The organism is Clostridia bacterium (assembly GCA_016887505.1).
GTDB lineage: Bacteria > Bacillota > TC1 > TC1 > UBA5767 > UBA5767.
Window position 1 is genome coordinate 2454278 of sequence record CP069393.1, and the last position, 26003, is coordinate 2480280.

Here is a 26003-nt window from a genome sequence, read left to right on the forward strand (position 1 = left end):
AAAGAATGTTGTAAAATAATAGGAAGAGCCCCATCTAGGGTTAAAATAAAATATAGGTAGGTGTAGTTATGATTAGATTAAAGGAATTTGATCCAGAAATTGCTGAAGTACTACAAAAGGAAAGAGCAAGACAAGACCGAAAAATCGAGCTCATCGCCAGCGAAAACTTTGTTAGCCCTGCCGTGATGCAGGTGCAAGGTAGCGTTCTTACGAATAAATACGCGGAAGGTTATCCTGGAAAGCGTTATTATGGTGGTTGTGAGTATGTTGACGTAGCCGAAGATTTGGCTAGAAAACGGGCTTGTGAACTGTTTGGCGCTGACCATGCAAACGTACAACCTCACTCAGGCGCAAGCGCCAATTTGGGTGTATACCTAGCATGCCTGAAACCTGGTGATACCGTACTTGGCATGAGCCTAGCACACGGTGGTCACTTGACTCATGGTTCACCGGTTAACATTTCTGGCTTGTGGTTTAATTTTGAATCCTATGGTGTTCAGCCTGACACGGAAACCATTGATATGGATGTTGTTTTGGAAAGAGCCAAAGAAGTCAAACCCAAGCTGATTGTAGCTGGTGCATCTGCCTATTCTAGAGTTTTTGATTTCAAACGCTTTAGAGAAATCGCAGATGAAGTCGGCGCACTCTTGATGGTAGATATGGCTCATATTGCTGGTTTGGTAGCAACTGGCCTTCATCCCTCACCCGTACCGTATGCAGACTTTGTAACCACTACAACACATAAGACATTGCGTGGACCTAGAGGCGGTATGATTCTTTGCAAAGCAGAACATGCTAAGAAAATTGACAAGGCAATATTCCCAGGTTTGCAAGGTGGCCCATTGATGCACGTTATTGCAGCGAAAGCGGTAGCCTTTAAAGAAGCCCTACAACCAGAATTTAAAACCTATCAGCAACAGGTTATCAATAATGCAGCAACCCTAGCCGATTCCTTAAGTGAAGCTGGACTACATATCGTATCTGGTGGTACAGACAATCACGTAATGTTGGTTGATGTACGTTCTAGAAATATGACAGGAAAAGTTGCAGAAGCTCGTTTAGATGAAATTGGAATTACTTGCAACAAGAACTCGATTCCATTTGATCCAGAGAGCCCATTCGTTACGAGTGGTATCCGCTTGGGTGCTCCTGCTGCTACGACTAGAGGTTTCAAAGAAGAGGATATGAAGAAAGTCGCTAGCCTGATTGACCGTGCATTATCCGATGAATTTGATAGCAACCTTGCAGGACTGCAAGCAGAAGTAACTGCTATCTGTGATGCACACCCTCTGTACTCTGACCTAAAAGCGTTGGATGATATGACCGATAAAATGTTATCTGCCAAAGATGGTTTTGAAGACATAAAGGGTAGCGCATTTGAATTGGCCAATGAAGCCAAGGATAAGGCTGGAGAACTATGGAGCCGCCTGACCAAATAAGGTTTACCCAGAACGTTTATACAGAACAATATGATTGAAAGAAGTGCACCTTGAATGTTGGATGAAAAAGCAGCATTTGGAGGTGCACTTTGATGTGTACCGGCAAAAGCATGCTCACCGCGTGCAGGCTCGGGATTCAACCTACCGTGTTGGAGCATCCTGCCCCCTTTCTTATCGAGGACTGGTGTGGTGAAAAAAAGATTTCGTGAGAAATTTTTAAAAATAATTTTTTACGACCAGATGCCGGCGAGATAGGGATACATATTTTCACACAATTGAGTAAAAGAGAGTAAATAGGACTTATGCCGAGTAAAACAGAGGTATAACAGTTTGAACTCCTTAATTTGTCCGGAATATAATTCAAAATATCTCAATAAGGGTTATTGACAGGGATATGGGTACTGTGTAAGAATAAGATGCACTTGCAAAGATGGGTTTGTAGTAGGAGGAGGTAGTTTATGGAAAACATTACTGACATCACGAAACAAATTAGTGATTATATTGATGAACACAAAAGTGAGATGATCTCATTTCTACGTGAGTTCGTTTCTATCGAGAGCGTAACCTACAACGAAGGCGAAGCCGTTAACTGGTTGGCCAAGAAAATGGAAGAAATGGGTTACGATGAAGTACGTATCGATGCTATCGGAAACATCCATGGCCGTGTAGGACATGGTGATAAGGTACTATTGTACGATGCACACATTGATACTGTTGAAACTGGTGATGCCTCTGAATGGGGATTTGATCCTTTAGAAGGCAAAATGGACGAAAATGGAGATATCTGGGGCCGTGGCGCTGTAGATGATAAGGGTCCATTGTCCGCCATCGTTTGGGCAGCTAAAGCCATCAAAGATCTTGGCTTAGATGACAAGGTAACCATGTGGGTAGGTGGTTCCATTTCTGAAGAAGATGTGGAAGGTTCCTGCGCAGAAGAAATGATGAAGCTTGAAGAAGACATTAACCCGGACTACATTATTGTATCCGAAGCGTCAGATGGAGAATTGAAGCGTGGTCATAAAGGCAGAGCGTTGATTAAGATTACCGTTCCTGGAAAATGTGCCCATGGCAGTTGTGCCTGGAAGGGTGAGAACGCGCTGATTAAAGCCTTGCCAATTATTAAAGGAATTGATGCTTTTGATGACTTTAAAGAAGATCCATTTTTGGGTAAAGGTTCTATCGAAGTAACTAAAGTTGAGTGTAAGACACCTAGCTTGAATACTATTCCTGGTGAAGTAACCATTTATTGCGACAGAAGAATTTCCTGTGGCGAGTCTAGAGAAGACCTAATTAAAGAGCTTAAACCTGTTTTGGACTTGGTACCGGATGCAACAGCAGCAATCGATGAAGAATTAGTTGTAAGCTATACCGGTTATGAAATCAACGCTGAAGATTACTTCCCTTCATGGGAAATTCCTGAAAGCCATGAAATCATACAAGCTGGTATTGAAGCTTTTGAAGCTGTATTCGGCAAAAAAGCAGTTGTAAGCAAATGGGACTTTTGCACCAACGCAACTTCCCTGTGTGCCAAAACTGGCGTACCTGCATTGGGCTTTGGCCCTGGGGATTCCAGCCTGTGCCATTCTACGGAAGACAAAGTCAACGTAGATGAGTACTTGGCCGCATCTAAGTTTTTTGCACTGGTAGCACTGACTGCCAGTGAAAAATAAGCATTGCTATTAAGGAGAGGAGAAAAAGATGAAAACTTTATTAAAAGGCAAACACTTGTTATCTACCAAAGATTGGACCAACGAAGAGTTGGAAACACTATTTCTCACCACTGAGAGATTAAAACTGGAAAACACCCTGGGTATTCAGCACGACGATATCCTGCGTTCAAAATCTTTATTCATGCTGTTCTTCGAGGAATCTACAAGAACTAGAAACGCATTTGAGTGTGGTATTACTCAATTGGGTGGTCACGGTAACTACCTGACTCCCAAAGCTACTCAAGTTGACCATGGCGAAACTCCTAAAGATACTGTAGAAGTATTGGGCAGAATGGGCCACGGTATTGGTATCCGTAACACCTTGGTTGGCGGAAACGATTGGATGCAAAAAGTTGCAGCAGCTTCCAACATTCCTGTTTACAACATGCAGTGTGACATTTGGCACCCAACGCAAGCTTTGGCTGACATGTTCACCATTAGAGAAAAATTCGGCAGAGATTTGAAAGGCAAAAAATTTGTTATTTCCTGGACTTCTGCTGGTAACTACATGAGACCTCTTTCTATGGCTAACTCCTTGGTATCTATCATGACTCGTTTTGGCATGGACGTTACCTTGGCTCACCCAGAGAAATTTGATATTCTTCCTGAAGCGGTAGCTTTGGCTGAAGAAAATGCTAGAAAGAACGGCAGCAAGTTCGAAATCGTTCACGATATGGACGAAGCTTGTACTGATGCTGATATCATCTATGCAAAAGGTTGGGGCCCAATCATGCACGTAGGCAACGACGAAGCAGCTGGTCTTGAAATGATTGAAGCTAATCCAGGCTGGATCATCGACCAAAGAAGAATGGAACTTGCAAAAGAGCAAGCCATCTACATGCACTGCATGCCTGCTGATGTAGGTAGCGAAGTAACTGAAGAAGTTATGTACGGTCCTCAATCCGTTCTTTACGATGAGGCTGAAAACAGAATGCACACCATTAAAGCACTGATGGCATTGACCATGGGTAACGTTGGTGGACAAAGATAGTAATCTTAAAAATGGAAGAGACTGCATTGGCAGTCTCTTTTTTTTGTGGTGGATAGAACCGGTTCCAATTATCCGTTGATTGTCTGAAGACTTGTGATATAATGAGATTATACGAAATGAATAGGGGTGTAATTATGAAATTATTGCGCATCAATGTAGCCGATCAGAGCTACAAATTTGAAGAACTTACGGGTGATGACCAGCTATTGGGTGGTAGAGGGTTAACCAATAAGATTATTACAGAAGAGATTCCTCCAGGCTGTGATGCTATGGGAAGACACAACAAGCTGATATTTGCGACTGGCCTTATGCCAGATTCAGCAGTTTCTTCTGGTGGCAGGATTTCTATTGGGTGTAAGAGTCCTCTTACTGGTGGTGTGAAGGAAGCCAACAGTGGTGGTATCGTGGCGAATTCCATGGCAAAACAAGGAATTCGGGGTATTATCCTGGAAGAAAAAGCAGATAAGGATTCTCTTTGGTTACTTAAAATTGAAAACGATACGGTGGAATTTATCGACGCTAAGGAATATTCTGGCTTGGGCAACTTCAGCCTAGCGAAGAAATTGTTTGAAAAATATAGCGAAGACTATGCCATTATTTCGGTGGGACCTTCTGGTGAGTATGGCATGATGGGTAGTGGTATAGCCAATACCGATATGTTCTCAAGACAAAGCAGAATGTCAGCGCGCGGAGGAATCGGTGCGGTGATGGGTGAAGTGAAACGCGTGAAAGCGATTCTGATTCCTAGAAAAGGTAGTTACCAACTGCCTAATAGAAACTCGGATGCCTTTAAGAAAGCCAGAATGGCTTTTAATACTTGTATCGCAACCAGTGATCGTCCAAAAGCCATGAAAAAATATGGTACCGCTGACACGGTGATGCCGGTTCAAAAACTGGGTGGACTTCCTACTAGGAATTTTTCAGAAGGTACTTTTGAGCATGCGGAGGATATTTCTGGTGAAGCACTTTACGATTTGATCCAGGAACGTGGTGGTTGCGGACGCAATTGGGAACCCTGCATGCCAGGATGTATCGTACAATGCTCAAACGTAGTGCCTAAGGCCAATGGTGAAGAATTGGTTGCACCATTGGAGTATGAGACGATTGCCTTGATGGGCTCCAACTTGGGCTTGGGTACCTTGGATGAAATTGGCGAACTAAACTATATTGCCAACGATCTAGGACTAGATACCATTGAATTGGGTGGTGCATTGGGCGTCATGGCTGAAGGTGGCATGGTAGAGTTCGGTGACTTTGAAGGATTTAAAGCCATCATGAACGAAGTGTATACCGGTGGTATGCGTGGAAGAATTGCCGGAAACGGTGCCAGCCGTGCAGGACAACTGTTAGGCGTCAGACGGATCCCGACTGTTAAAGATCAAACGATGAGTGCATATGACCCGCGTGGTGTGAAAGGCACAGGAATTACCTATGCTACGACTCCTATGGGGGCAGACCATACGGCAGGACTTACGGTCTTTATTCCGAAGGACCACCATGATAAAAACGAGGGTTGGGTAGGAATATCTAGAAATATGCAAATTACGAGAGCCTTATATGATATTGCTGGAATTTGCGCCTTTGTTACTTCGGCAACGGCTATGCAACCAGAACTTCTTAGAGATATGATTAATACTTTGTATAATCGTGAAGAAACGATTGAAAGCTTAAATAAATGGGCCATAGACTTGATTATGTCCGAAAAGGCCTATAACGAGAAGTGCGGACTAGGTAAGAGCACCGACCGCATTCCGGAATTCATGAAGGAAGAACCTCTTCCACCCTACGATTTACTGTGGGATATTACGGATGAAGAATTGGATGCAATGTGGGAGGACCAGGAATAACGCATCTTGCAATTATTCCTGTCTTCGGGTAAAATGGTTTTAAGCCTCGTCACGGCATAGTGGCTACTTAAACTAGAGTTTAAGGCCTTGCGTAAGCAAGGCCTTAATTTTTTATTCGGAGGTGTACGAATGATTGATGTATTGATACGCGATGCCATCATTGTCACGATGAACGGCAAGAGAGAGACTCTGTATGAGCATTCCTTGGCAATTGACCAAGGACGCATTTTGGAAATTGGTCCGGTTGCGGAAATGGATCAAAAATACCTTAGTGTAGAGAAAGTCATTGAAGCGAAAGGGAAGATAGTGTTTCCCGGCCTGGTGAATACCCATAACCATCTTTTCCAGACCTTGTTAAAGGGTTTGGGAGATGATAAGGTGCTCTCTGATTGGCTTTCTGATATGACCTTTCCCAGCAGCACTCATCTAACCCAAGAGGATTGCTATACCGGTGCTTTGATTGGTACGGTGGAAGGTATACATAGTGGGGTTACTACCCAACTAGACTACATGTATCCTCATCCTAGAGAGAATCTTTCGGATGGTGTGCTTAAAGCCTTCAAGGAATTGGGTGTCCGGGGTATTTTAGCCCGTGGCTACATGGATGATGGATTCCAGTTTGGTGTGCGTCCTCAGATGGCTCAGACGGTAGATGTGATTGAAAAAGACGTTCGCAGACTGGCTGCAGCCTACCACAATACCGAGAATGAGCGGCTCAAAATCTGGTTGGCACCAGCAGCAGTTTGGAGTAACTCAGCGGCCTCACTCAATATGACGCGAGATTTAGCGAATGAAATTGGAACCGGCATAACCATCCATATCTCTGAAACGCCGTTTGACCGAGCTGCATCAGAAGAATTGCATGGTCTTCCCGACATCGATGTGATGGAAAAAATGGGTATCATGGGACCCAACTTCTTGATGGTGCATTGTGTTTACCTAACAGACCGGGACATTCGTATGAGCAAGATATTTGACGCCAAGATATCCCATAACCCTGTATCCAATATGTATCTTTCATCCGGCGTACCACCAATTCCCAAATTCAATGTGGCCGGTTTGACGGTGGGATTGGGAACAGATGGAGCAGGCAGCAATAACTCGAATGACATGATTGAGCTATTGAAGATGACGGCGCTATTGCAGAAGGTTACGCACCGGGATCCAACCATCATGACGGCTGGCAAGGTATTGGAGATGGCCACGATTGAGGGGGCGAAAGCGCTAGGTCTAGATCATGAGATTGGCTCTTTAGAAGTTGGAAAGAAAGCGGATTTGTTTTTATTTGACCCGGCACTCGATATGAAAGCCATACCGATGCACAACCCGATTTCTACCTTGATTTATTCATCTGGCAACAAGAATGTGGAAACGGTACTCATAGACGGCAAAGTGGTTATGGAAAACTCCATCATACTTGGATTGAACGAGAGTGCACTTGCTGCCTCAGGTCAGGCTACAGCAGACGATTTAGCCCGCAGAGCTGGAACAGACCATTTGAAAAAAAGACCTTTTAAAAGTTTAGCTTACTAGTAGTAGGGACCCTTCGGGGTCCTTTTTTTTATATTTTTTGTTCCAAATTCATTAAAGAAGAGTGAAAGGATAGGGGATTACTAAGCGGTTACGAATAGAGATTTGAGGAGGTCGCTATGAAGTGGATGGTTCATGGAAAAAGACTGCCAGGCTATTATCCCCGGATACTGTGTATTGTCCTGGCGCTGTTATTGGTTGGCTTGTCATACTACTTTCAGAAGATTGCCTTGCCTGGGGAATTAAAAAAGCAAGAGGCATACCTTCGAAGCACGATGGACTTAGATGCCATGGAACAGGATCTGGTTTTGGTGCTAAAAGAAAATACTAGACTCAGCAAGGGGAGTGCCATTGATGAGGAGGCGCTCGCCAAGATAGAACTGGTGGAAAGACCGGTGCTTTTTCTGCCAGAACATTATTTGAGCAGCTTAGATGAAATAGAAGGACAGATTGTTGAAAGAAACATAGGCGGTGGTGAAATACTGGTGCTGGAGAGCTTGAAAACACAGGATAGCAGGCAAGAAGGGTATTATCGCTTGATTAGTGTAAGCCTTAGGGAGGATTTGTTAGGCAGTCTTGAGGCCGGCCGAAACATAGATTTGCTTGCACATCGAGATGATGGGACCTATGAGATTTTAGTTAGCAAAACACCCCTCATGCAGGTGCAGACTACTGAAGAGGGTAGGACTGAAATCTTGATTCCAGTGGATGATTATGAGCAGCGTCTAATAGAAAAAGTACGGGGGGTGGTAACGTTTAGCGCCAGACTATATCTGGATTCAACGCAACCACAGTCTCCTTGCATAGAGTCCCCTACGAAGAGGGTGGAAAAATATGAGAATTGAAATTATGGGACTACAAACAGGACTAGGTGCGACCAGCCTGATACGAACCATGGCCTGGATTTTGGCGGGTATGGATAAGGAGGTATTGGTTCTTTCGGATAGCTTGAAATTGGATCAGAAATTTTGCAAAAAACCTAGTGGTGCAGCAGATGCCTACTTGCTGGACCTAGCGCGAGGGAAAGCCAATACCCCTGTTTTAGACTATGCGACTGAACTGCATTCCAACCTGCGCATCTTGGAATCGTCCTCGGTTCTTAGTCAACGGGAGAAGATGGAAATGCAAAAGGAGGCGAGCATAAAGGCGGAAATGGTACTGCTTGCGGAAGGGTTTACGAGAAGGCCTGCTAGAAGATTCCTTGTTCTTCCTCCCAATCCACTCTGGCTGCAACTAGATAAGAAACGGGTAGATGAGCTTCAAGTGGAACATTTCTTTGTTAGTCATTTGTCTGAGGAAAATTGTTGCCTAGAAATGTATAAGGCATACGATGGAATTTTTGGAAAACCCTTTACGCTACTGCCTTCCTGCCCTTTATTACAACGGGAGTGGCTAGAGCCACTCAATCTAAGAAATCTGCTTAATTCTTCCTATGGGCAGGCAGTACAAGGGAGTGTCGAAAATTTGTTTTTTCCAGAGCGGGTTATGGAAAGAAATCCAGTTTACAAAGTGTTACATCGTTTTAGGAGAAAACAAGATGAAAGATAAGTGGATGCGTTCCTTTCTTTCTACCTGTTACTGCACGGTATCCTCCATTTTGGAAGAACCCCAAAAATATGCCCAGGCTTTTAAGCTGAGCAAGGAAACGGCCAGAAGTAAGTGGCAGTCCTGGCAAAAAACACGAGAGGAAGCGATGCAGGGGCTGTTGCAATCTAAAAATCATATGGTGCTCCTTTACGCGAGTGTCTTAGCTAGAGAGCTAAAGGATGAAGCCATGGAGGAATTTTTCATGCCACCTCATTCCTACTGGCTTTTACTGGAATTAGTCCTAGACCTTGGTGGTTTGGAAGAATTGTTAAGGCAATGCGAGTCAGCGGCACTAAGGCGGGAAGACTTAGAAGACTTTTTGGTGGATGAAAAAGCCAGGCTTGACGCGAACCTAGGGGATTTGACCTACCGAAGAAGGCTGCTAGCTCGAATGATATTTGCCCAGGAAAATGGACAAGATGTGCTTGACTCCTTGCAATACCAAAATATTGATGAGATGGGGGTATTGCGTTCCGACTATATTTATATCGTGTTCCAGGGAAGAAAGATTCGTTTGGAAGGACTATCTTTTGCTTCCAATACTGCGCTTTACCGGGTGCAGAAAAAGGCCGCGGGGCGAGCTAGACCGCAATATGACTACAACCGACCTGCTCTAAGTGTAGATAAAATATCTGGCTCCCGGGTTACGGTGGCAGGATATTTGGCAACACCCGGTCCGGGTGATCTCTATTTCAATGAGCGCCTGTTCAACCTGAAGAAGGTGACCTTGGAAACCTTACGGGATAAATATGGCACGATAGACCAAAAGATATATCGATTGCTTTGCCAAAACCAAAGGGGGAGGGGTTCCTTTTTGGTGACGGGCTCAGAGATGGGTATTGGAAAGACCACATTTTTGTCTGCCCTAATTGAGAAAATTCCAAACTATTGGGGCATTGGCATTCTGGATACGGAAAATGAGCTCAGGGTTCAAGAGCATTACCCGGAGAAGAACATTTTAGCGGTGATTGAAAATCCTCATTTGAGTATTGAAGAGGGCTTTCGCTATATGTTGAAAACATCGAGAGATGTTTTGGTAGTGGGAGAGATTACCTGCCGTGAGGAAATGGAGAGCTTGGTTCGTGGGGCGATACGACTTAATGCAGGTATTGGCGGGACCTTGCATGCAGCCAAAGCGTCCTTAGCGATTCGCTGTTGTGCAAATCTTTTAAAGGAGAGTGAAAGGCAGAGCCGGATGGCTGAGGAAAATTTGGCGGATAGCTTGGATTTGATTATTCATCTAGCTAGACATCCTTATGAGAGTAGACGAATTGTGGTGGAAGAAATAGTGGAGGTGAGACGCAAGGAACTTCACCTGGAGCATTTATCTCTTGAGGAACTTCGCAGGTTGGAGATTATTCGCAGGCTAGATCCCAAACCGTATGAGTTAAGAGTCTTGGCGAGATATGACTATGAGCAGAATGGGTTTGTACATTTGGAGCCGCCGTCGGATACCTATATTGACAAGTTGAGCCGATATGTTAGCCGCCGGCGTTGTGAAAAACTAGCCTCAGAATGGAGAGATTGAGATGACAATCTTATTCCTGCTACTGGCTGCACTCCTTATTTTGGAGTTTCTTTTGCGCTCGGTAGAAAAGAAAAAACGGATTCAAAAAATGCTGGGGCTGGAAAAAGAAGATCTGTTAGATAGCCTAGTTGGCCATCTTAAAGAAAAATCACGGAGCGCCAAAATCCTGGAAAAAGCATCCTTCTTTCTTGCCTTTATGGACTGGCATGTTGGAGGGACAAGCGAAAAAGCCTTGGTGCTATTGGTATTTCTGCTTTTGGTTTTTTGTATTCTATTGTTTCTAGTTCTGCTGGTTTTAGGGTATGGCCTGATTCGGTCTTTACTATTTTTAGCTTCGGCAGTTCTCGTAAGTTTGATTCTTCTATATCTATTGACCAAACGGGGAAAGGAGAGACTCCAGGCTGAACTGCCTCAAATCTATCGCCTTTTGTCTTCCCGCTATTTAATTAGTGGAGACATGTTGGAATCTATCCAAAGTTTGATACCAGAATTGCATGGTGGCTCAAGGAGAATTTTCGAGAATATTCTACAAGCCTTACAGTACAACGATTTAGCGAGAAGGGATGAAATCTTTTTAACGATGATGAAGACCATCGACCTTGAGTATTTTACCTTGCTTCTATATATTGTCCGACAAGCGTGTGAAAAGGGTGGACGTAAGACCATACTTGAACAGTTTGTCGATCTTGCAGAAGAATGCTTGGTGGAGATGCAGACGATGAAAGAGTTGAAAGCGTTAAGCCGTTCCTACCAGGTATTGCTGATTATTCTTGGTGTGCTCTATATCCTGGTGCCGGTTCTGAATAAGGCTTTGATGATTACTGGTGCAAATGCGTATTACACTTCTTTTAAACATGATATTTTTACCGGCTTCTATCTTATTGTACTCTTGGTTTTCTGTTTTATATTGCAATACCTAGAAAGGACGTTCTGATGCAAATTTGGATTAAGATTTCCCTGTTTCTACTCCTGCTTCTCGTAGTGGACACAATCCGGATATCCTACCAAAGAGGTGAGCTTTTCTTTGCCGTCTTGAAGCCTTTGGTACAAGGATATGCGAGGAAGCTTCGCTGTACAGTCATAGTGCCGGAAACATTTTGGCGTTTCAAAAAAATTGGTGTTTTGTTTTTTGGTTTTGGGTTGATATTTTTCCCAGACAAAGGGTTTGGGCGTCTACTAATTTTGCTTGTTCCTTTTTTACCGGACTTGTGGCTTATGGCAGTCTACTCCTATGGAGCCAAGGACCGGCAAAAAGAGATCCGGTTTTTGAAGCGCCTTTTTATTCTTACTGGTTCAGTCGAACCCTCTTGTTTTAGCGAGGTACTTCATATTCTGCAAAATCACGCTTTCTATCTAAGACCTACCCTAGACTTGATACGAAGAGAGCGAGAACGAAACAGTGCCGATATGCTCGCTGTTTACCAAAGAATCGACCGAGAGGTAGGGGATTTAGAGTTGAGACTCTTTATTGAAAAGATATCTCAAGCAGATCGCATCCATTTAATGGAAGGAATCCGGTCTATGCAAACGGATCTCTGTATTAGTAAGCTTATTCGCAAACAGGAAGCTAGAAGACGCAAAGAAACCATCGAGTTGTTTGGCATCTTTAGTGGCCTTACTTTGGCTGGTTTATTGACCTATGCCATGCTCTTGCCCTGGCTTAGTGGCAGCGTGCCTTTCGTTCCCATATAAAAGGAGAAACGTATGAACCAACTGGTAGCTGAAATACTCATAACTTGTATTATTCTTTCCCTGATTATTTGCTGTATTCCCCTATATCGTCAATCTATGGAAATGTTGGGGTCATTGGCATCACTTAGCTTAGCGGAAAACCAATTTCCTACATTCCTGCCAGATACCCAGGCCTATGGAGCAGATGTCATATCTTTAATCGATTATTACGCTGAGAATGAGGCTGTCAGCATTGTGCTGGATTCTAGTTATGGCCAGAAAACATATATAGACACTACCTATGAAGAAAATCCCTATACCTACCCATTTACCCTAGAGCAACGATTTCTAATGGATGTGACCTACGAAAGTAAAAAGGTTACTTCTATTCATTTCATCTTACAGGAGGATTAAACATGGATAAAATTGTCGTATTGGTACTTACTATTGCTGTGACGATTGGCTTATTTTCTTTTTCAGTCTTGGGAGAAGCTGCAAACGCTCGAGACATGATGTCTTATGTAGAACAAGAACAAAACGAAGTACAGTTCTTGATGAACAATCCCAATGTAGTCACTGCCCAATATGCCTATGACTACTACAACAAGTACAATGGGCAGTATACAATTGTGTTCTTTGATAAAGAAGAAGTTGAGATTCTCACTACTAGTGTTCAAGATTACAATTTCTTTAATATTGAAAAGACGTATGGAGATTCGGGCGAGATTACAAAGGTTACTTTTAAAGAGTACGAGGCCTAATAATGGGTAGGGTATATGGGATGGTGCTTTCTTTGCTGGGGTTTACCCTGATGATGTTGCTTGTCTTTACTTTCCATATGCAGATACAGGAAAGAGGTAGAGTGTATTATGAGGCGGAATGCTTTTTGCAGGATGTGTGCCGAGATGCGGTGATGCATAGGGAGGATGTGCTTAGGTTGAAAGAAGACTTGGGGGAGTATGAAGTGGAGACCTGTGTGTTAAGACGGGTAGGGAAGAATGTACGTCTTCGGGAATTCGATGCCGATGGCTGGAATCAGGAATTGTATGTGGGAGACGAGGTTATCGTCTCCTGCTTGCGTCTTAGCCCTTCTAGACTGGTGCGCTTTTTGTATGCAACAGATTTAGGCCCTGAGGGACTATTGGTTACGGAAATCGTGGTGAGAGGTATGGTCTTTGGGGAAGGGGGCTACTGATGGAAAAGGTATGGCAATTCATGTTGGTGGCTTTTTTGGGATGCATTTTCCTTTTGCCCGAAATGGCCTTGTCACAGGCAATGAAGGATAGCGAGATCGATGAATGGCAGGATGCAGCTCGCTCGTCCTATATACTTGCTTCTCTCTATGATGATCCTGAGTTTATGGAAAGCATTGGCGCTGGACTAGGTAGTCTGATTTCCTTTGACGAAGAAAGACTTGCCAAACAGGTAAGGTCGCAGTTTGGTGAAGAGCTAATTGGTTTTATTCTGGTAACAGAACGCTACATTCGTATTGATGCAGGAGAAGGACTTGGGGTACCTAGATACTACCGTAGTGTCGGTAGTGGTGGCGTTTGTACTTGGTACCAAAGAGAAAAGTTAGTGGGATATACCCGTGGGGAGGAAGAAGCCTATGTTGCATGCGATACCTCAAAAAGAGATGCTGCTGTCTATGCTGTTGAGGATAGCATGGGACTTGAAAGAGTGCCGATGAGAGCGGGGCTTAGGGTCTTTTTGTCGAAGAAAGTTGTCCTTCCCTGGCTGGGTGGTACAAAAGTGTGGAAAAAGCAACGAGAGTGTAGGATTTTTATCAAATGATGTAATGCGGAATAATTTTCTGTGGTATAATTTAAGCGATATTTAATTTAATCAAAAATTGAGGAGTACTGTTATGTCTACATTAAAAAATGTTAAACACTTGCAATGCATTCACTGTAAGAAGACCTTTCCGGCTGAACCGGGCGTATACACCTGTCCTGACTGTGGACCTAAGCTAGGCATCTTGGATGTGATCTATGACTATGACTACATCAAGGCCAACACTTCTAAGGAAGACTTTGCGAACAACAAGGATTACTCTATTTGGAGATATGAGCCCTTTATGCCAATCGAGGAGAATGGTCCCAAGCCTAAATTAAGAGTTGGTTGGAGCCCCCTATATAAAGCGGATGGCCTGGGTGAAATTATTGGTCTTGATACTTTATATGTCAAGGACGATGGCATCAACCCTACTGCAAGTTTGAAAGATAGAGCTTCTTGCGTGGCGGTTGCCAAAGCACTAGAAGAAAAAGCAGAAGTCATCTGTTGTTCTTCAACTGGGAATGCGGCTTCTTCTTTGGCAGGAAACGCAGCTTCGGTTGGCATCAAGACGGTTATTTTTGTACCAGGTAGAGCTCCTAGCGGAAAAGTAAGCCAATTGAAAATTTTCGGTGCCAACGTGATGAGCGTACAAGGCAGTTACGAAGAAACCTTCCAACTTAGTGCAGAAGCAATTAGTAGGTTTGGTTGGTATAATAGAAATGCAGCCGTAAACCCCTATTTAGTTGAAGGAAAGAAAACGGTTACCCTAGAGATTTGCGAACAAATGGATTGGAAAGTACCTGACTGGATTGTATTCAGTGTAGGTGACGGCTGTACCATTGCTGGCGCTTGGAAGGGATATGTTGACTTATTCAAAGCCGGCTTTATCGACAAGTTGCCACGTGTTGCTGGCATTCAAGCAGAAGGCTGTGCGCCACTAGCACACGCTTGGAAGAACGGCAAAGGCGAAGCTTGGGAACAAGAAGTCGAAAATACCATCGCGGACAGTATTGCGGTAGGCGTGCCTAGAAATGCAATCAAGGCTCTACGGGCAATTAAAGAGTCGAACGGTGTTTGGGAAACCGTGACGGATGAAGAAATTCTAGACAGCATGCGACTCATGGGCAAAACCGCCGGCGTTTTCGGTGAACCTGCCGGATGTGCTGGTATGGCTGGTTTGCAAAAACTAGTTAAAGACGGAGTGATCGGTAAAGAGGAGACAGTAGTTTGTGCCGTTACCGGTAATGGTTTAAAAGATGTTAAAAATGCCATCGATGCAGCAGGCGAACCACTTAAGGTGGAACCCACCATTGAAGGCTTGAATGAAGCATTGAAAAAAATTGGTTATTAGGAAGTAGGAGAGGCAATGGCTTTACTAATAAAAAACGGAAAAGTATTTCTGGAACATGGTCTTGAAGCTACAGATCTTAAGATTGTGGACGGTAAGTTTTCGGCCATTGGCACGGATATGCTCGCGAACAGTCAGGATCAAGTGATTGATGCAGGCGGTAAGTTGGTGCTTCCTGGTCTGATTGACGCCCATGTTCATTACAAGATGGGCATTGGGAATGTATTCACCATCGATAATTTTGAGACTGGATCGAGAGCAGCCTTGTTTGGAGGCGTGACTACGATTGTAGACTATGCGGAGCCCACTTCTGGTGTAACAATGAGTGAGGCTTTGGCTCTTCGTAAGGAGGAGGCGCACGGTGCAAGCTTTGTTGACTACACCTTCCATGTGGTTTCGTCCGATGTGAAAACAACCAAGAAAGAGTTAGAAAAATTAAAAGCGGCCGGTGTCAATAGTCTAAAACTATTCACAATCTATGACCAAAGAATGCCCTACGAGGAAATGGAACGAATCATCGCCATGTGTAGTGAACTGGACTTGGTGGTTACGATTCATGCCGAAGATGAACCCATTATTGCCAACAAGATTGCTGTATTAACGAAAGAAGGCAAAACTGCACCGAGATACCATGGTGTGAGTCGACCGGTTGAAGCAGAGGTTCACGCTGTAGAGCGCATCATTGAGATCGTCAGAAAGTATGACACCCATGTGCATATTGTGCATGTATCCGCTGGCGAGACGGCAAATAGGATTAAGGCAGCCCGCAAAGAAGGCGTTAATATTAGCGGGGAAACGTGTCCCCACTATCTGCTTTTAAATGAAAAAGCCTATGAGCGGGACGATGCCCAACTCTACATCATGCAACCACCTCTTAGAAGTGAAGAAGAGCGCCGGCTTTTGTGGGAGAATGTGGCGGAAAACACGCTCGACATGTTTACCACGGATCATTGCTCATACTGTGCGATGCAAAAATTCAATGGTGACACCTTCTTTGAAACCAATGGTGGCATCCCGGGAACAGAAACCTTGTTCCCCTGCTTACATACAGCTGGTGTTGGAGAAGGTAAAATCAGTTTCGAAACACTCATCAAAATGCTGAGTGAAAATCCCGCTAAAACCTTTGGTATTTATCCTAGAAAAGGGGTAATTCGGGTAGGGTCAGATGCCGATTTGGTAATCTTTGATCCTGAGAAGGAAGTAACCATCAGCAAGGAAACGGTGCACACGGCAGCGCAGTATTCCACTTTTGATGGTATGAAGTTGAAGGGGTATCCCGTTGCAACTGTTCTGCGAGGACAGCTAATGTGCCAAGACGGAAAGTTTGTACAGGGAGAACCAATCGGCGAATTTGTAGAAACAGTTAAATAGGATATTGTTTATGTTGGCGGAACCACCCATCCGGGTGGCTCCGCTTTTCTTGTTTGAAGGCTCAAATGGGGCAAAAGAAGAGCTAGAAAGGTATCGCGTCGGAGTGTAATCAATACTATGACGGATTTAATAGGCGCTTGTTTGCTATTAGATTGCAATAAGACTTAAAGAATTTAATCACACTTAAGAATATCTTTGCAACAGGTATGATTTGGGGTATAATTGCCTTATGTAATTAAGACTTATAGGAGGATATTAGATATGAAATCAGTAGTAGTAGCTTTGGGTGGAAATGCTATTTTGAAGCCAGGGCAAAAAGGTTCTGTTGAAGAACAGATGGCCAATGTAAATGAAGCAGCAAAGAACATCGTTAAATTGGTCAAAGAAGGCTATGAAGTAGTCATTGCACACGGTAATGGTCCGCAGGTTGGCAATATCTTATTGCAGAATGCAGCAGCCAGAGAACAGGTGCCTGCTCAACCATTGTATATCTGTGGTGCTATGTCCCAAGGACAAATTGGATATATGATTCAGCAGAATATTATGAATGAACTAAAAAGAGAAGGTCTAAATAAGCCGGTCGTGACCGTACTGACCCAGGTTGTTGTAGACCCTAAGGATCCTGCATTTGAAAATCCAACCAAACCAGTTGGCGCTTTCTATACTGAAGAAGAAGCAAAAGTTGGTATGGCAAACGGCGAAAGCTGGGTAGAAGATTCCGGTAGAGGCTGGAGAAAAGTTGTTCCTTCCCCAAGACCCATTGATGTAGTGGAGTTGGAAGAAGTGAAAGAACTGATCAATGCTGGATGCATCGTTATTTCTGTCGGCGGTGGCGGTATTCCTGTTATGAGAGACGAACAAGGCATACTTTCTGGTGTAGAAGCTGTAATCGACAAAGACCTAGCGTCTAGTTTGCTGGCTTCTGAACTAAATGCAGACATACTGACGATTGCAACGGATGTCAGCAATGTAGCCATCAACTTTGGTACACCGGAACAAGAAAATTTAGGTGTGGTAACAGTGGCTGATGCGAAGCGCTATGACCAAGAAGGTCAATTCGGAAAAGGTAGTATGGGCCCTAAAGTTCAAGCGATTGTTGAATTTGTTGAAAAGGGTGGAGAAGGTATCATTACTTCACTTGACAACCTAAGAGATGCTGTAGTTGGTGACAAGGGTACCAAAATTGTAAAATAAGTTATAACTTTACAAAAAGGTTTGTTCTATAGTATAATTATTTCGACGTAAAGATGTATTGAGTACCTATATTTATGGAACCGGAACCGGGAACTGGCACTCCAAAGGTAAGAATACAAGCGTACACCGGCTTTTGCTGATGTACGCTTTTTTAGTTGTCTTGAAAATATTAAGCATAAACGCTGTAATAGAAAAATATATGGGTAGGAGGAAAAAAAGATGATAACTGTTTTTAAAGGTGCATGCCTCATGACGGAAGAAGGCTTGAAGCAGGACTGGGGGGTCCGTGTGGAAGGCAATCAGATTGTTGCAGTAGGACCGAACGCAGAGATTGACGAGACTGGTGCAGACAAGATTATTGATGCAAAGGGTAAGATGATTGCACCCGGATTTGTCAACGGACACAATCACATGTATGGCGTCTTATCACACGGAATTACCACGGAAGCATTGGTAACGGAATTTTCAAGCTTTTTGGATGATTTTTGGTGGCCGTACGTGGAAGATCGCGTAGATCATGAGTTAGTAGAAAAAACAGCTCGTTGGGCATGTGTAGAAGCCATTGATTCTGGTGTTACTACTTTTGTTGACATTCTAGAAGGACCAAACTCTATACCAGGTGCCTTGAATATCGAGAAAAAAGTACTAGAAGAGGCCGGCGTAAGAGGCGTATTGTGCTTTGAAGCTTGCCAAAGACAAAGTGAAGAAAATGCACAATTGGGACTTAAAGAAAACTACGACTTCTGCAAAGAAAACAACAAAAAAGGCGGATTGGTTGAAGGCATCATGTCTATTCATACTCTATTTACAGGGGATGAGGACTTTGTGATGGGCGCCAAAGCAATGGCCGACGAACTAGGTACAGATATTCATATGCACATGTCTGAATCAGTATTCGAGCCCAACTGGTGCTTGGATAAGTACGGTAAGAGAACCGTAAATGTATATGAAGACTTTGGATTCCTTTCCGAAAATGTACTTGCTTCCCAAGGTGTACAACTGGAACAAGACGAGATTGACATTGTAGCCAAACGCGGTACAAGAATTGTCCACATGCCTTTATCCAACTGTGAAGTTGGTGGCGGATTTGCGCCCATCCCTGAATATCTAGAAGCGGGTGTTCCAGTGGGTATCGGTAGTGACGGCTACGTTAACAACTTCTTTGAAGTTATGCGTGGTGCATTCTTGGTACACAAAGCTCATAAACAAGACCCACAAGTTATGCCAGCAGACGTTGTCTACAAGATGGCTACTTCCATGGGAGCAGATGCCATCAAGCGCGAAGACTTAGGAAGACTGGCCGTTGGCAAAAAAGCCGATATTATTACCATTGACATCGACAGCCCAACACCAATCAACCAATTCAACGTATATGACCAACTGATCCTTTTCAGAAATCCCAACAATGTTTCTGAAGTAATGATTGACGGAAAACTGGTCAAAGAAAATTACCAGATTAAAACCATCGATGTTGAAAAAGCCAAAGATGAGATGCGTGAAGCAACGCAGCGTTTTTGGAAGTTTAATTAGAAAGCGGGAGGTAAACCTATGCCATTAATGGGGAAAAAGAACTTTCGATATCTGAACAAGCGAGTAACTAGACTCGACGCAGTCGACAAAGTTACCGGCCGTGCGGTCTATGCTGCTGATGTTGAGTTCCCAGGAATGCTGTACGGCGGATGTTTGCGCAGCCCATATGCGCATGCTAAGATTGTCAGCATTGATACAAGCAAAGCCAAAGAGTTGCCGGGAGTACACGCTGTACTGACCGGAAAGGATGTCAGAAAGCCGCAAAGCTGGGCTGATTATCCATACGTAACAGATGAAATCTTACGGTACGTAGGTGAAACAGTTGCAATCGTGGCTGCAGAGACGAACGAACTGGTGCAAGATGCATTGGCGGCTATCGAAGTAGAATATGAAGAACTAGAGGGCGTTTTTACAATTGAAGAAGCACTGGCTAAAGACGCAGTTCAAATTCGTGAAAAGGGTGTCGGCCTAAAGGACGGCGTTCCCAATAAGGATGTAAAAGGAAATATCTTCTTGGATTCCTACTTCCCTATTCGCAAAGGGGATGTAGAAAAAGGCTTTGAAGAAGCAGATATCATCTTAGAAAGAGAATATAGAACCAACCATGTGGAACATTCCTACCTTGAAACAGAGTCTTGTGTAGTATTACAAGACCCAGTAGACGGTGTGATCACTGCACATGCTTCTGCACAAAACCCCTTCTTCACCAGACGTTACCTAGCAGATGCTACGGGTGCTCCTTTCAATAAGTGCCGTGTAGTACAAAGAATGCTCGGTGGATCTTTTGGCGGTAAGGAAGAACTAGTCGGAATGATTGTTGGCAGAGCAGCTCTGCTTTGCATGGAAACGGGCCGACCCGTCAAGATGGTTATGACTAGGGAAGAATCCTTTATGGAGTCTCCCAAACGTCACCCATTCCACTTCCACTACAAAGCTGGTTTGACGAAGGATGGTAAAATTGTGGCTTGGGAAGGCACCCAGATTGACAATGCTGGTGCTTACAACAACCAAACCCAGTTCATGAACTGCCGTGCCGCCATTCACTCGGCTGGCGTTTACAACATTCCGAATGTAAAAACAGATACCTATGGCGTATTTACCAACAATATCCACGGTGGCGCTATGCGGGGCTATTCATCACCACAGATTATCTTTGCGCAAGAACAATTCATCAATGAAATCGCGAAGGAACTGGGGATGGATGAAGTAGAATTCAGAAAGTTGAACGTGTTACAAAAAGGTGATTTAACGGCGACTGGTCAAGAACTGGTGGAAGAAACAATTACCCTAGAAATGATCGATACCTTGGTTGAGAGAACCGATTACTATGCTAAGAAAAAAGAGTATGCTAAAACGCATAACAACCAAGAAAAGAGAAAAGGGATTGCTCTTGTTAACTGCTATCGTGGTTGTGGTTATGGTGCTGAAACACCAGATGCAGGAGCCGCTCTTTGTACCGCAATCGAGGATGGAACTATTTTGATTAACTCAGGCCTGGCTGAGAATGGCCAAGGTTTGAAAACAGCCTATGCACAAATCGCGGCAGAAGGTATTGGTTGTACCCCAGATAGAATCAACTTTGTTGGTGTGGACACCCACTCCATTCCTGACTCAGGCATGACCGTGGCTTCCCGTGGTACCGTAATGGGCGCACAATCCATGAGAAAAGCTAGTTTGGAGCTTGGTCGCTTGCTGAAGGAAACCGCTGCTCAAATGTTGGAAGCAGATGTGGACGATGTGGACATTGAAAACAATGAATACTTTGTCAGAGGCAACCAAATGGGCGCTAGCAAACATAAAGTTTGCCTAGGCGATGTTTGCAACACTAGACTTTGGACTGGAAAATCGTTAGCTGCCTTCAACTGGAGTGAGCCGAAAGATCTTGGCTTAGACCATCACACTGGTCAAGGGGATGCATTCCCAACCTACTCCTATGGCGTAATCGTAGCGGAAGTTGAAGTAGATATGGAAACAGGCTTTGTAGACGTCCTAAAAGTTACTTCAGGACACGACCTAGGAACCTGCGTAAATCCAGATACCTCAGAAGGACAGATTTATGGTGGTATTGCCATGGGTCAAGGTCTTGGTGTTACCGAGGAAGTACCGGTAAATAAGGGTAAGCTGGGAAGTAAAAACTTTGATAGCTATATTTTCCCAACTTCCATGGATGTACCGGAGATGGAAGCCATCCTCTTTGAATGTGAGGATAAAGAAGGTACCTATGGTGCTAAGTCCTTGGGAGAACCGGCAACCGAAGCGGTTGGTGCAGCCATTGCAGCTGCCATCGCAGATGCTAAGGGTGAGCCTGTAAGAGAGATTCCTTGCAACCTGGAACGTTCACTTCTGGGCAGATCATTGAAGTAGGAGGATATGGAAGATGATTAGATTTGAATATAAGAGACCCACTTCTATCGAGGCCTGCCTGGAACTGCTAGACCTGTATGGCAAGAAAGCCAAACTGATTGCTGGCGGTACCGACTTAATGGTTGAGATGAGAGATGACGACAAAAAACGCCTTGGTGTTGAAATAGTAATCGACACGACCCATATCGCGGAACTGAAGTTTATCGATGTGGAAGACGATATGATCAATTTGGGACCTGGCATTACGCATGAAGAAATCTGGGAGAATCCATTTTTAAATGAATATGCTCCATTCCTTTGTGAAGCATGTCATAGTGTAGGTTCACCACAGATTCGCCATGCAGGTACTGTCGGTGGTAGTATTGGAACGGCATCGCCGGCTTCTGACCCACTACCTCCCTTGGTGGCCTTGGGTGCCTTCATTGTACTGGCCAGCGTGAATGGAACAAGAGAAGTTCTTTTAGAGGACCTTTTGTTGAAACCGTATGTAACGGATATCGCTGAAAATGAGCTTATCGTTAGCATCCGCATACCCATCATGAATCCAGAAGCAGGCTACAGCTTCGTGAAGTTGGGCCGTAGAAAAGCTTTGGCCATTTCTAGAATGAATGTGGCTACCTATGTGGAACTGGACGAAGAAGGTAAGGCTGTGGAAGTACGCATTGTGCCTGGAAGTTGTATGCCGACTGCGGTTCGCATCAAATCGGCAGAAGAGATGCTGTTAGGCCAAAAACCGAGCTATGCACTGCATAAAGCAATCGGTGAAAAGGTGGCCGAGGAAATGGTCAGCGTGACCGGCAGAAGATGGTCCACGCCGTATAAGGAACCAGTAATCGCCAGCTTGGTGAAACGCTCTTTGAACGAAGCCACGGGGGTGAGTGAGAATGAATAAGATTACGGTAAACATGATTGTCAATAGGAAACCGGTTACGGTGGAAATCGAACCGTATGCCCGTTTACTGGACGTATTAAGAAAAGATTTGAAATTAACAGGAGCCAAAGAAGGTTGCGGCATCGGTGAATGTGGTGCTTGTACTGTCATCATAGACGGTGAAACCGTAGATAGCTGTCTCACCTTGGCTGCTTCCTGCGAGGGTAAAAGCATTGAGACCATCGAAGGTGTAGCAGATGGCGATAAATTGCATCCAGTTCAGGAAGCATTTGTGGAGCACAACGCCATGCAATGTGGTTTCTGCATCCCTGGCTTGGTCTTGTCTGGAAAGAATATTCTAGACAAGTATCCTGAAGCAGACCGGGAAAGAATTGTGGAAGCAATTTCAGGCAACTTGTGCCGTTGCACAGGTTACAAACAGGTAGTAGACGCAATTGAAGACGCGAAAGATAAGCTAAACGACTAAGTATCTAATTAAGTTTATACTGAAAAATAGATAATAAAATTCATTTTGGAGGTAGTTATGCAAAGTATCAGAAACATTAGATGGATGAAAGATTTGCCTGAGGATTTTAAAGGCGCTGACATTACCACAGAACTCTGTGGCGTGAAGATGCAGTCCCCTTTGATTTTGTCATCAGGCCCTCTATCCTTCGCAGCTGAAGGTTTAATCCGTGCTCACGAATGTGGTGCCGGTGCGGTAGTAACTAAAACTATTCGTAAGCAAAGAGCAGTTAACCCAGTTCCTCACATCGCGATGCACAACAACGATTCGCTGATCAACTGTGAAAAATGGGCTGACTCTGACCCCGAAGTATGGTTCGAAAGAGAAATCCCGATGACCAAAGCAGCTGGCGCTGTCGTTATCGCATCTGTTGGACACACCCTGCCTGAAGCAGAAGCAATTGTAGCCAAAGCAGAAGCAGCCGGTGCTGACTTTATTGAGTTGGTTTCCTATACGGAACACGATATGATCCCTATGCTCAAAGCAACCTTAGAGCGCGTATCTATTCCAATTATTTGTAAACTAAGTGCTAACTGGGCAGACCCTGTCGGTTGTGCTAGAACCTGTTTGGAATTAGGCGCATCCGCTATCGCGGCTATCGACTCTATTGGACCTACTTTAAAAGTAGATATCTACAATAAGAGACCAGCAATGGGTTCTGCAGATGGTTACGGCTGGATGTCCGGTGGTGCCATGAGACCGATCGCTATGAGAATCAACTCCGAGATTGCTAGAAATGCAATTGAAGACGGCATCGAAGACCTGAACCTATATGGTATCGGTGGTGTTACCAACGCAGAAGACTTAGTAGAATTCTTGATGGTTGGTTGTAAAGCAGTCGGTGTATGTTCCATCGCCATCATCAAGGGTATTGAATACTACACCAAACTTTGTAAAGATCTCTCCGTACTGTTGAAACAGTTGGGATACAATTCTTTGACCGAGGCTGTTGGTGCAGCATTACCTGCCTTCAAAACGCAGTTTGAAAACAAACCTCATGTAGGTGAAAGAGAAGAAGACAAAGAATCTGATGTGAAGTTCCAATTCAAGTATGACCCAGACTACTCACCTTGTCAGGCTGCTTGTCCTGCTGGTGTAGATGCAGCACTGTACATCGACCAAGTTCGCCGTGGAGATTACATCGGCGCATACAAAACAGTCAGCCATGCTAACCCCTTGGTAGCAATCTGTGGTAGAGTATGTGACCATCCTTGTGAAGCAGCTTGCCGTCGTGGATTTGTAGACGAGCCCATAAGCATCCGTCTTCTGAAGAGAGCTGCAGCAGATGAAACCTTCATGGCTTGCGGATCTGAACTTCCTATCCCTGAATTGGCTCCGTACAATGGCAAAAACATTGCTATCGTAGGTTCTGGTCCTGCTGGTCTGTCCGCTGCTTACTACATGGCTAAAGCTGGTTACGGTGTGAAGATATTTGAAGCACTTCCAATCGCTGGTGGTATGTTGGCAGTAGGTATTCCTGATTACAGATTGCCTAAAGACATCCTGAACTTGGAAATTGGACGCATTGAAAGTATGGGCGTTGAGATTAGAACAGGTGTTAAAGTAGGAACTGATGTTAGCTTAGATCAACTGAAAGAACAGTATGATGGTGTTATCGTGGCCCTAGGCGCCCATGGTGATCCTAACATTTCCATCGAAGGACAAGAGAGCGGAAACGTTCTTTCTGGTGTATCCTTCCTAAGAGACGTTAACTTAAATCTAGCTGGTTCTATGAAGGGCAAAAAAGTTGTGGTTATTGGTGGCGGTAACGTAGCCATTGACGCAGCGAGAAGCGCTTTAAGACTATCTGCTGATGAAGTAACCGTGGTATACAGAAGAGACGAAGATGCTATGCCAGCCTATGCAGAAGAAATTGCTCACGCTAAAGAAGAAGGCGTTGCCTACAAGTTCTTAGCAGCACCTTCTAAAATTGATGGCAGCAAACTCTACTACTCACCCATGAAATTGGGCGCTGTAGATGCATCTGGTAGAAGAAGCCCAGAAGCGACTGGCGAAGCTGATAAAGCAATCGATGCAGATATCGTAATTCTGGCTACTGGCCAAACCATTGTTGGAGACTTCATCCCGAACGTAATCGACATGAATAGTGGCAAATCTGTTGAAGCTGGCGTATACGTTGCCGGTGACTGCGCTACTGGACCTAAATCTGTAATTGAAGCGGTTGCAAGCGGAAGAAAATCTGCTGAGGCCATTGACTATGAATTGGGCGGCAGCGGCGATTTGAAAGGTGAATTGGAAGCCAATAGAATGCATTTCATTGACCTTAACGATGATGTTCAAGGCAGAATGGATGGATACTTCATCGATGTAGAAGACAGAGTACCTGGATTCAACGAAGTTGAGCTTGGTCTGTTGGAAGACGATGACAGAAAAGAAGCTAGTCGCTGCATGCATTGTGGATGTATTAACTGCATGCGTTGCGTAGAAGCTTGCTCCTATGATGCACGTCAGTTGGACTTCCCAATTATGACGGTTGACCGTGACTTGTGCAGAAACTGTGGTGTATGTATTTCCTCTTGTCCTACGGGCGCACTTAGTGGTATTATCGTGGACAAATTCAGCGAAACCGACAACACGCAGAACTATCTAGGCCTCTTTAGCTAGAGCTATATTTTAGTAATATGGGAGGAAACTTCTTCGGAAGTTTCCTCCTTTTTTTTGTTTGAACGGTACTCTTGGCAAAGGAGTCCTTACAAGTTC

Annotated in this window: 22 protein-coding genes; all 22 read left to right on the top strand. The window is 44.3% G+C overall.

The window, feature by feature from the left end; genetic code table 11:
* Nucleotides 1-68: 68 nt before the first annotated feature.
* Nucleotides 69-1439, top strand: a complete 1371-nt coding sequence (locus JR334_11625) for a serine hydroxymethyltransferase (GenBank protein QRN85580.1) — start codon at nucleotides 69-71, stop codon at nucleotides 1437-1439.
* A gap of 458 nt (nucleotides 1440-1897) precedes the next feature.
* A complete protein-coding gene (locus tag JR334_11630) occupies nucleotides 1898-3109 on the top strand; it encodes a YgeY family selenium metabolism-linked hydrolase (GenBank protein QRN85581.1) in 1212 nt (403 codons plus the stop codon).
* Between the two features lie 28 nt (nucleotides 3110-3137).
* Nucleotides 3138-4139, top strand: a complete 1002-nt coding sequence (locus JR334_11635; protein QRN85582.1) for an ornithine carbamoyltransferase — start codon at nucleotides 3138-3140, stop codon at nucleotides 4137-4139.
* 134 nt (nucleotides 4140-4273) lie between these two features.
* Nucleotides 4274-5986: an aldehyde ferredoxin oxidoreductase gene (locus JR334_11640; GenBank protein ID QRN85583.1), complete on the top strand. Its 1713-nt coding sequence runs from the start codon at nucleotides 4274-4276 to the stop codon at nucleotides 5984-5986.
* Nucleotides 5987-6115: 129 nt separating this feature from the next.
* The gene (locus tag JR334_11645; GenBank protein ID QRN85584.1) at nucleotides 6116-7519 is read left to right on the top strand and encodes an amidohydrolase; all 1404 of its coding nucleotides are present in this window, start codon (nucleotides 6116-6118) and stop codon (nucleotides 7517-7519) included.
* Nucleotides 7520-7635: 116 nt separating this feature from the next.
* Nucleotides 7636-8361, top strand: coding sequence for an SAF domain-containing protein (locus JR334_11650; protein ID QRN85585.1), 726 nt, complete (start codon nucleotides 7636-7638; stop codon nucleotides 8359-8361).
* Nucleotides 8351-9064 (top strand): hypothetical protein, encoded by a 714-nt coding sequence (locus JR334_11655; GenBank protein ID QRN85586.1) that lies wholly within the window; start codon nucleotides 8351-8353, stop codon nucleotides 9062-9064. The genes JR334_11650 and JR334_11655 overlap by 11 nt, the downstream gene beginning before the upstream one ends.
* Nucleotides 9054-10631 carry a Flp pilus assembly complex ATPase component TadA gene (gene tadA / locus JR334_11660; GenBank protein QRN85587.1) on the top strand — a complete coding sequence of 526 codons (1578 nt, stop codon included), beginning with the start codon at nucleotides 9054-9056 and terminating at the stop codon, nucleotides 10629-10631. Before JR334_11655 ends, tadA begins: the two co-directional genes overlap by 11 nt.
* Nucleotide 10632: 1 nt before the next feature.
* Nucleotides 10633-11565 carry a hypothetical protein gene (locus JR334_11665; protein ID QRN85588.1) on the top strand — a complete coding sequence of 311 codons (933 nt, stop codon included), beginning with the start codon at nucleotides 10633-10635 and terminating at the stop codon, nucleotides 11563-11565.
* The gene (locus tag JR334_11670) at nucleotides 11565-12323 is read left to right on the top strand and encodes a hypothetical protein (protein ID QRN85589.1); all 759 of its coding nucleotides are present in this window, start codon (nucleotides 11565-11567) and stop codon (nucleotides 12321-12323) included. The genes JR334_11665 and JR334_11670 overlap by 1 nt, the downstream gene beginning before the upstream one ends.
* Before the next feature lie 12 nt (nucleotides 12324-12335).
* On the top strand, nucleotides 12336-12716 hold the full coding sequence (locus JR334_11675) for a hypothetical protein (GenBank protein ID QRN85590.1): 381 nt from the start codon (nucleotides 12336-12338) through the stop codon (nucleotides 12714-12716).
* Between the two features lie 2 nt (nucleotides 12717-12718).
* Nucleotides 12719-13063 carry a hypothetical protein gene (locus tag JR334_11680; protein QRN85591.1) on the top strand — a complete coding sequence of 115 codons (345 nt, stop codon included), beginning with the start codon at nucleotides 12719-12721 and terminating at the stop codon, nucleotides 13061-13063.
* Between the two features lie 2 nt (nucleotides 13064-13065).
* Nucleotides 13066-13497 (top strand): hypothetical protein, encoded by a 432-nt coding sequence (locus JR334_11685; protein ID QRN85592.1) that lies wholly within the window; start codon nucleotides 13066-13068, stop codon nucleotides 13495-13497.
* Nucleotides 13497-14096, top strand: coding sequence for a hypothetical protein (locus JR334_11690; GenBank protein QRN85593.1), 600 nt, complete (start codon nucleotides 13497-13499; stop codon nucleotides 14094-14096). The genes JR334_11685 and JR334_11690 overlap by 1 nt, the downstream gene beginning before the upstream one ends.
* Before the next feature lie 73 nt (nucleotides 14097-14169).
* A complete protein-coding gene (locus JR334_11695) occupies nucleotides 14170-15429 on the top strand; it encodes a threonine synthase (protein QRN85594.1) in 1260 nt (419 codons plus the stop codon).
* Nucleotides 15430-15444: 15 nt separating this feature from the next.
* Nucleotides 15445-16797 (top strand): dihydropyrimidinase, encoded by a 1353-nt coding sequence (hydA, locus tag JR334_11700; protein QRN85595.1) that lies wholly within the window; start codon nucleotides 15445-15447, stop codon nucleotides 16795-16797.
* Nucleotides 16798-17058: 261 nt separating this feature from the next.
* Nucleotides 17059-17991 (top strand): carbamate kinase, encoded by a 933-nt coding sequence (gene arcC / locus JR334_11705; GenBank protein ID QRN85596.1) that lies wholly within the window; start codon nucleotides 17059-17061, stop codon nucleotides 17989-17991.
* 219 nt (nucleotides 17992-18210) lie between these two features.
* Complete coding sequence (locus JR334_11710) at nucleotides 18211-19521, top strand: amidohydrolase family protein (GenBank protein ID QRN85597.1); 1311 nt, start codon at nucleotides 18211-18213, stop codon at nucleotides 19519-19521.
* 18 nt (nucleotides 19522-19539) lie between these two features.
* A complete protein-coding gene (locus JR334_11715; GenBank protein ID QRN85598.1) occupies nucleotides 19540-21885 on the top strand; it encodes a xanthine dehydrogenase family protein in 2346 nt (781 codons plus the stop codon).
* 13 nt (nucleotides 21886-21898) lie between these two features.
* A complete protein-coding gene (locus JR334_11720) occupies nucleotides 21899-22777 on the top strand; it encodes an FAD binding domain-containing protein (GenBank protein ID QRN85599.1) in 879 nt (292 codons plus the stop codon).
* On the top strand, nucleotides 22770-23243 hold the full coding sequence (locus tag JR334_11725; GenBank protein QRN85600.1) for a (2Fe-2S)-binding protein: 474 nt from the start codon (nucleotides 22770-22772) through the stop codon (nucleotides 23241-23243). Before JR334_11720 ends, JR334_11725 begins: the two co-directional genes overlap by 8 nt.
* Before the next feature lie 84 nt (nucleotides 23244-23327).
* Nucleotides 23328-25907, top strand: a complete 2580-nt coding sequence (locus tag JR334_11730) for an FAD-dependent oxidoreductase (GenBank protein QRN86927.1) — start codon at nucleotides 23328-23330, stop codon at nucleotides 25905-25907.
* The last annotated feature ends 96 nt before the right edge of the window (nucleotides 25908-26003 follow it).

What these genes read in the sequence shown, in the direction of transcription:
- JR334_11625 (QRN85580.1), top strand. Translation starts at nt 69, where the DNA reads ATGATTAGATTAAAGGAATTTGATCCAGAAATTGCTGAAGTACTACAA.
- JR334_11630 (QRN85581.1), top strand. Translation starts at nt 1,898, where the DNA reads ATGGAAAACATTACTGACATCACGAAACAAATTAGTGATTATATTGAT.
- JR334_11635 (QRN85582.1), top strand. Translation starts at nt 3,138, where the DNA reads ATGAAAACTTTATTAAAAGGCAAACACTTGTTATCTACCAAAGATTGG.
- JR334_11640 (QRN85583.1), top strand. Translation starts at nt 4,274, where the DNA reads ATGAAATTATTGCGCATCAATGTAGCCGATCAGAGCTACAAATTTGAA.
- JR334_11645 (QRN85584.1), top strand. Translation starts at nt 6,116, where the DNA reads ATGATTGATGTATTGATACGCGATGCCATCATTGTCACGATGAACGGC.
- JR334_11650 (QRN85585.1), top strand. Translation starts at nt 7,636, where the DNA reads ATGAAGTGGATGGTTCATGGAAAAAGACTGCCAGGCTATTATCCCCGG.
- JR334_11655 (QRN85586.1), top strand. Translation starts at nt 8,351, where the DNA reads ATGAGAATTGAAATTATGGGACTACAAACAGGACTAGGTGCGACCAGC.
- tadA (QRN85587.1), top strand. Translation starts at nt 9,054, where the DNA reads ATGAAAGATAAGTGGATGCGTTCCTTTCTTTCTACCTGTTACTGCACG.
- JR334_11665 (QRN85588.1), top strand. Translation starts at nt 10,633, where the DNA reads ATGACAATCTTATTCCTGCTACTGGCTGCACTCCTTATTTTGGAGTTT.
- JR334_11670 (QRN85589.1), top strand. Translation starts at nt 11,565, where the DNA reads ATGCAAATTTGGATTAAGATTTCCCTGTTTCTACTCCTGCTTCTCGTA.
- JR334_11675 (QRN85590.1), top strand. Translation starts at nt 12,336, where the DNA reads ATGAACCAACTGGTAGCTGAAATACTCATAACTTGTATTATTCTTTCC.
- JR334_11680 (QRN85591.1), top strand. Translation starts at nt 12,719, where the DNA reads ATGGATAAAATTGTCGTATTGGTACTTACTATTGCTGTGACGATTGGC.
- JR334_11685 (QRN85592.1), top strand. Translation starts at nt 13,066, where the DNA reads ATGGGTAGGGTATATGGGATGGTGCTTTCTTTGCTGGGGTTTACCCTG.
- JR334_11690 (QRN85593.1), top strand. Translation starts at nt 13,497, where the DNA reads ATGGAAAAGGTATGGCAATTCATGTTGGTGGCTTTTTTGGGATGCATT.
- JR334_11695 (QRN85594.1), top strand. Translation starts at nt 14,170, where the DNA reads ATGTCTACATTAAAAAATGTTAAACACTTGCAATGCATTCACTGTAAG.
- hydA (QRN85595.1), top strand. Translation starts at nt 15,445, where the DNA reads ATGGCTTTACTAATAAAAAACGGAAAAGTATTTCTGGAACATGGTCTT.
- arcC (QRN85596.1), top strand. Translation starts at nt 17,059, where the DNA reads ATGAAATCAGTAGTAGTAGCTTTGGGTGGAAATGCTATTTTGAAGCCA.
- JR334_11710 (QRN85597.1), top strand. Translation starts at nt 18,211, where the DNA reads ATGATAACTGTTTTTAAAGGTGCATGCCTCATGACGGAAGAAGGCTTG.
- JR334_11715 (QRN85598.1), top strand. Translation starts at nt 19,540, where the DNA reads ATGCCATTAATGGGGAAAAAGAACTTTCGATATCTGAACAAGCGAGTA.
- JR334_11720 (QRN85599.1), top strand. Translation starts at nt 21,899, where the DNA reads ATGATTAGATTTGAATATAAGAGACCCACTTCTATCGAGGCCTGCCTG.
- JR334_11725 (QRN85600.1), top strand. Translation starts at nt 22,770, where the DNA reads ATGAATAAGATTACGGTAAACATGATTGTCAATAGGAAACCGGTTACG.
- JR334_11730 (QRN86927.1), top strand. Translation starts at nt 23,328, where the DNA reads ATGAAAGATTTGCCTGAGGATTTTAAAGGCGCTGACATTACCACAGAA.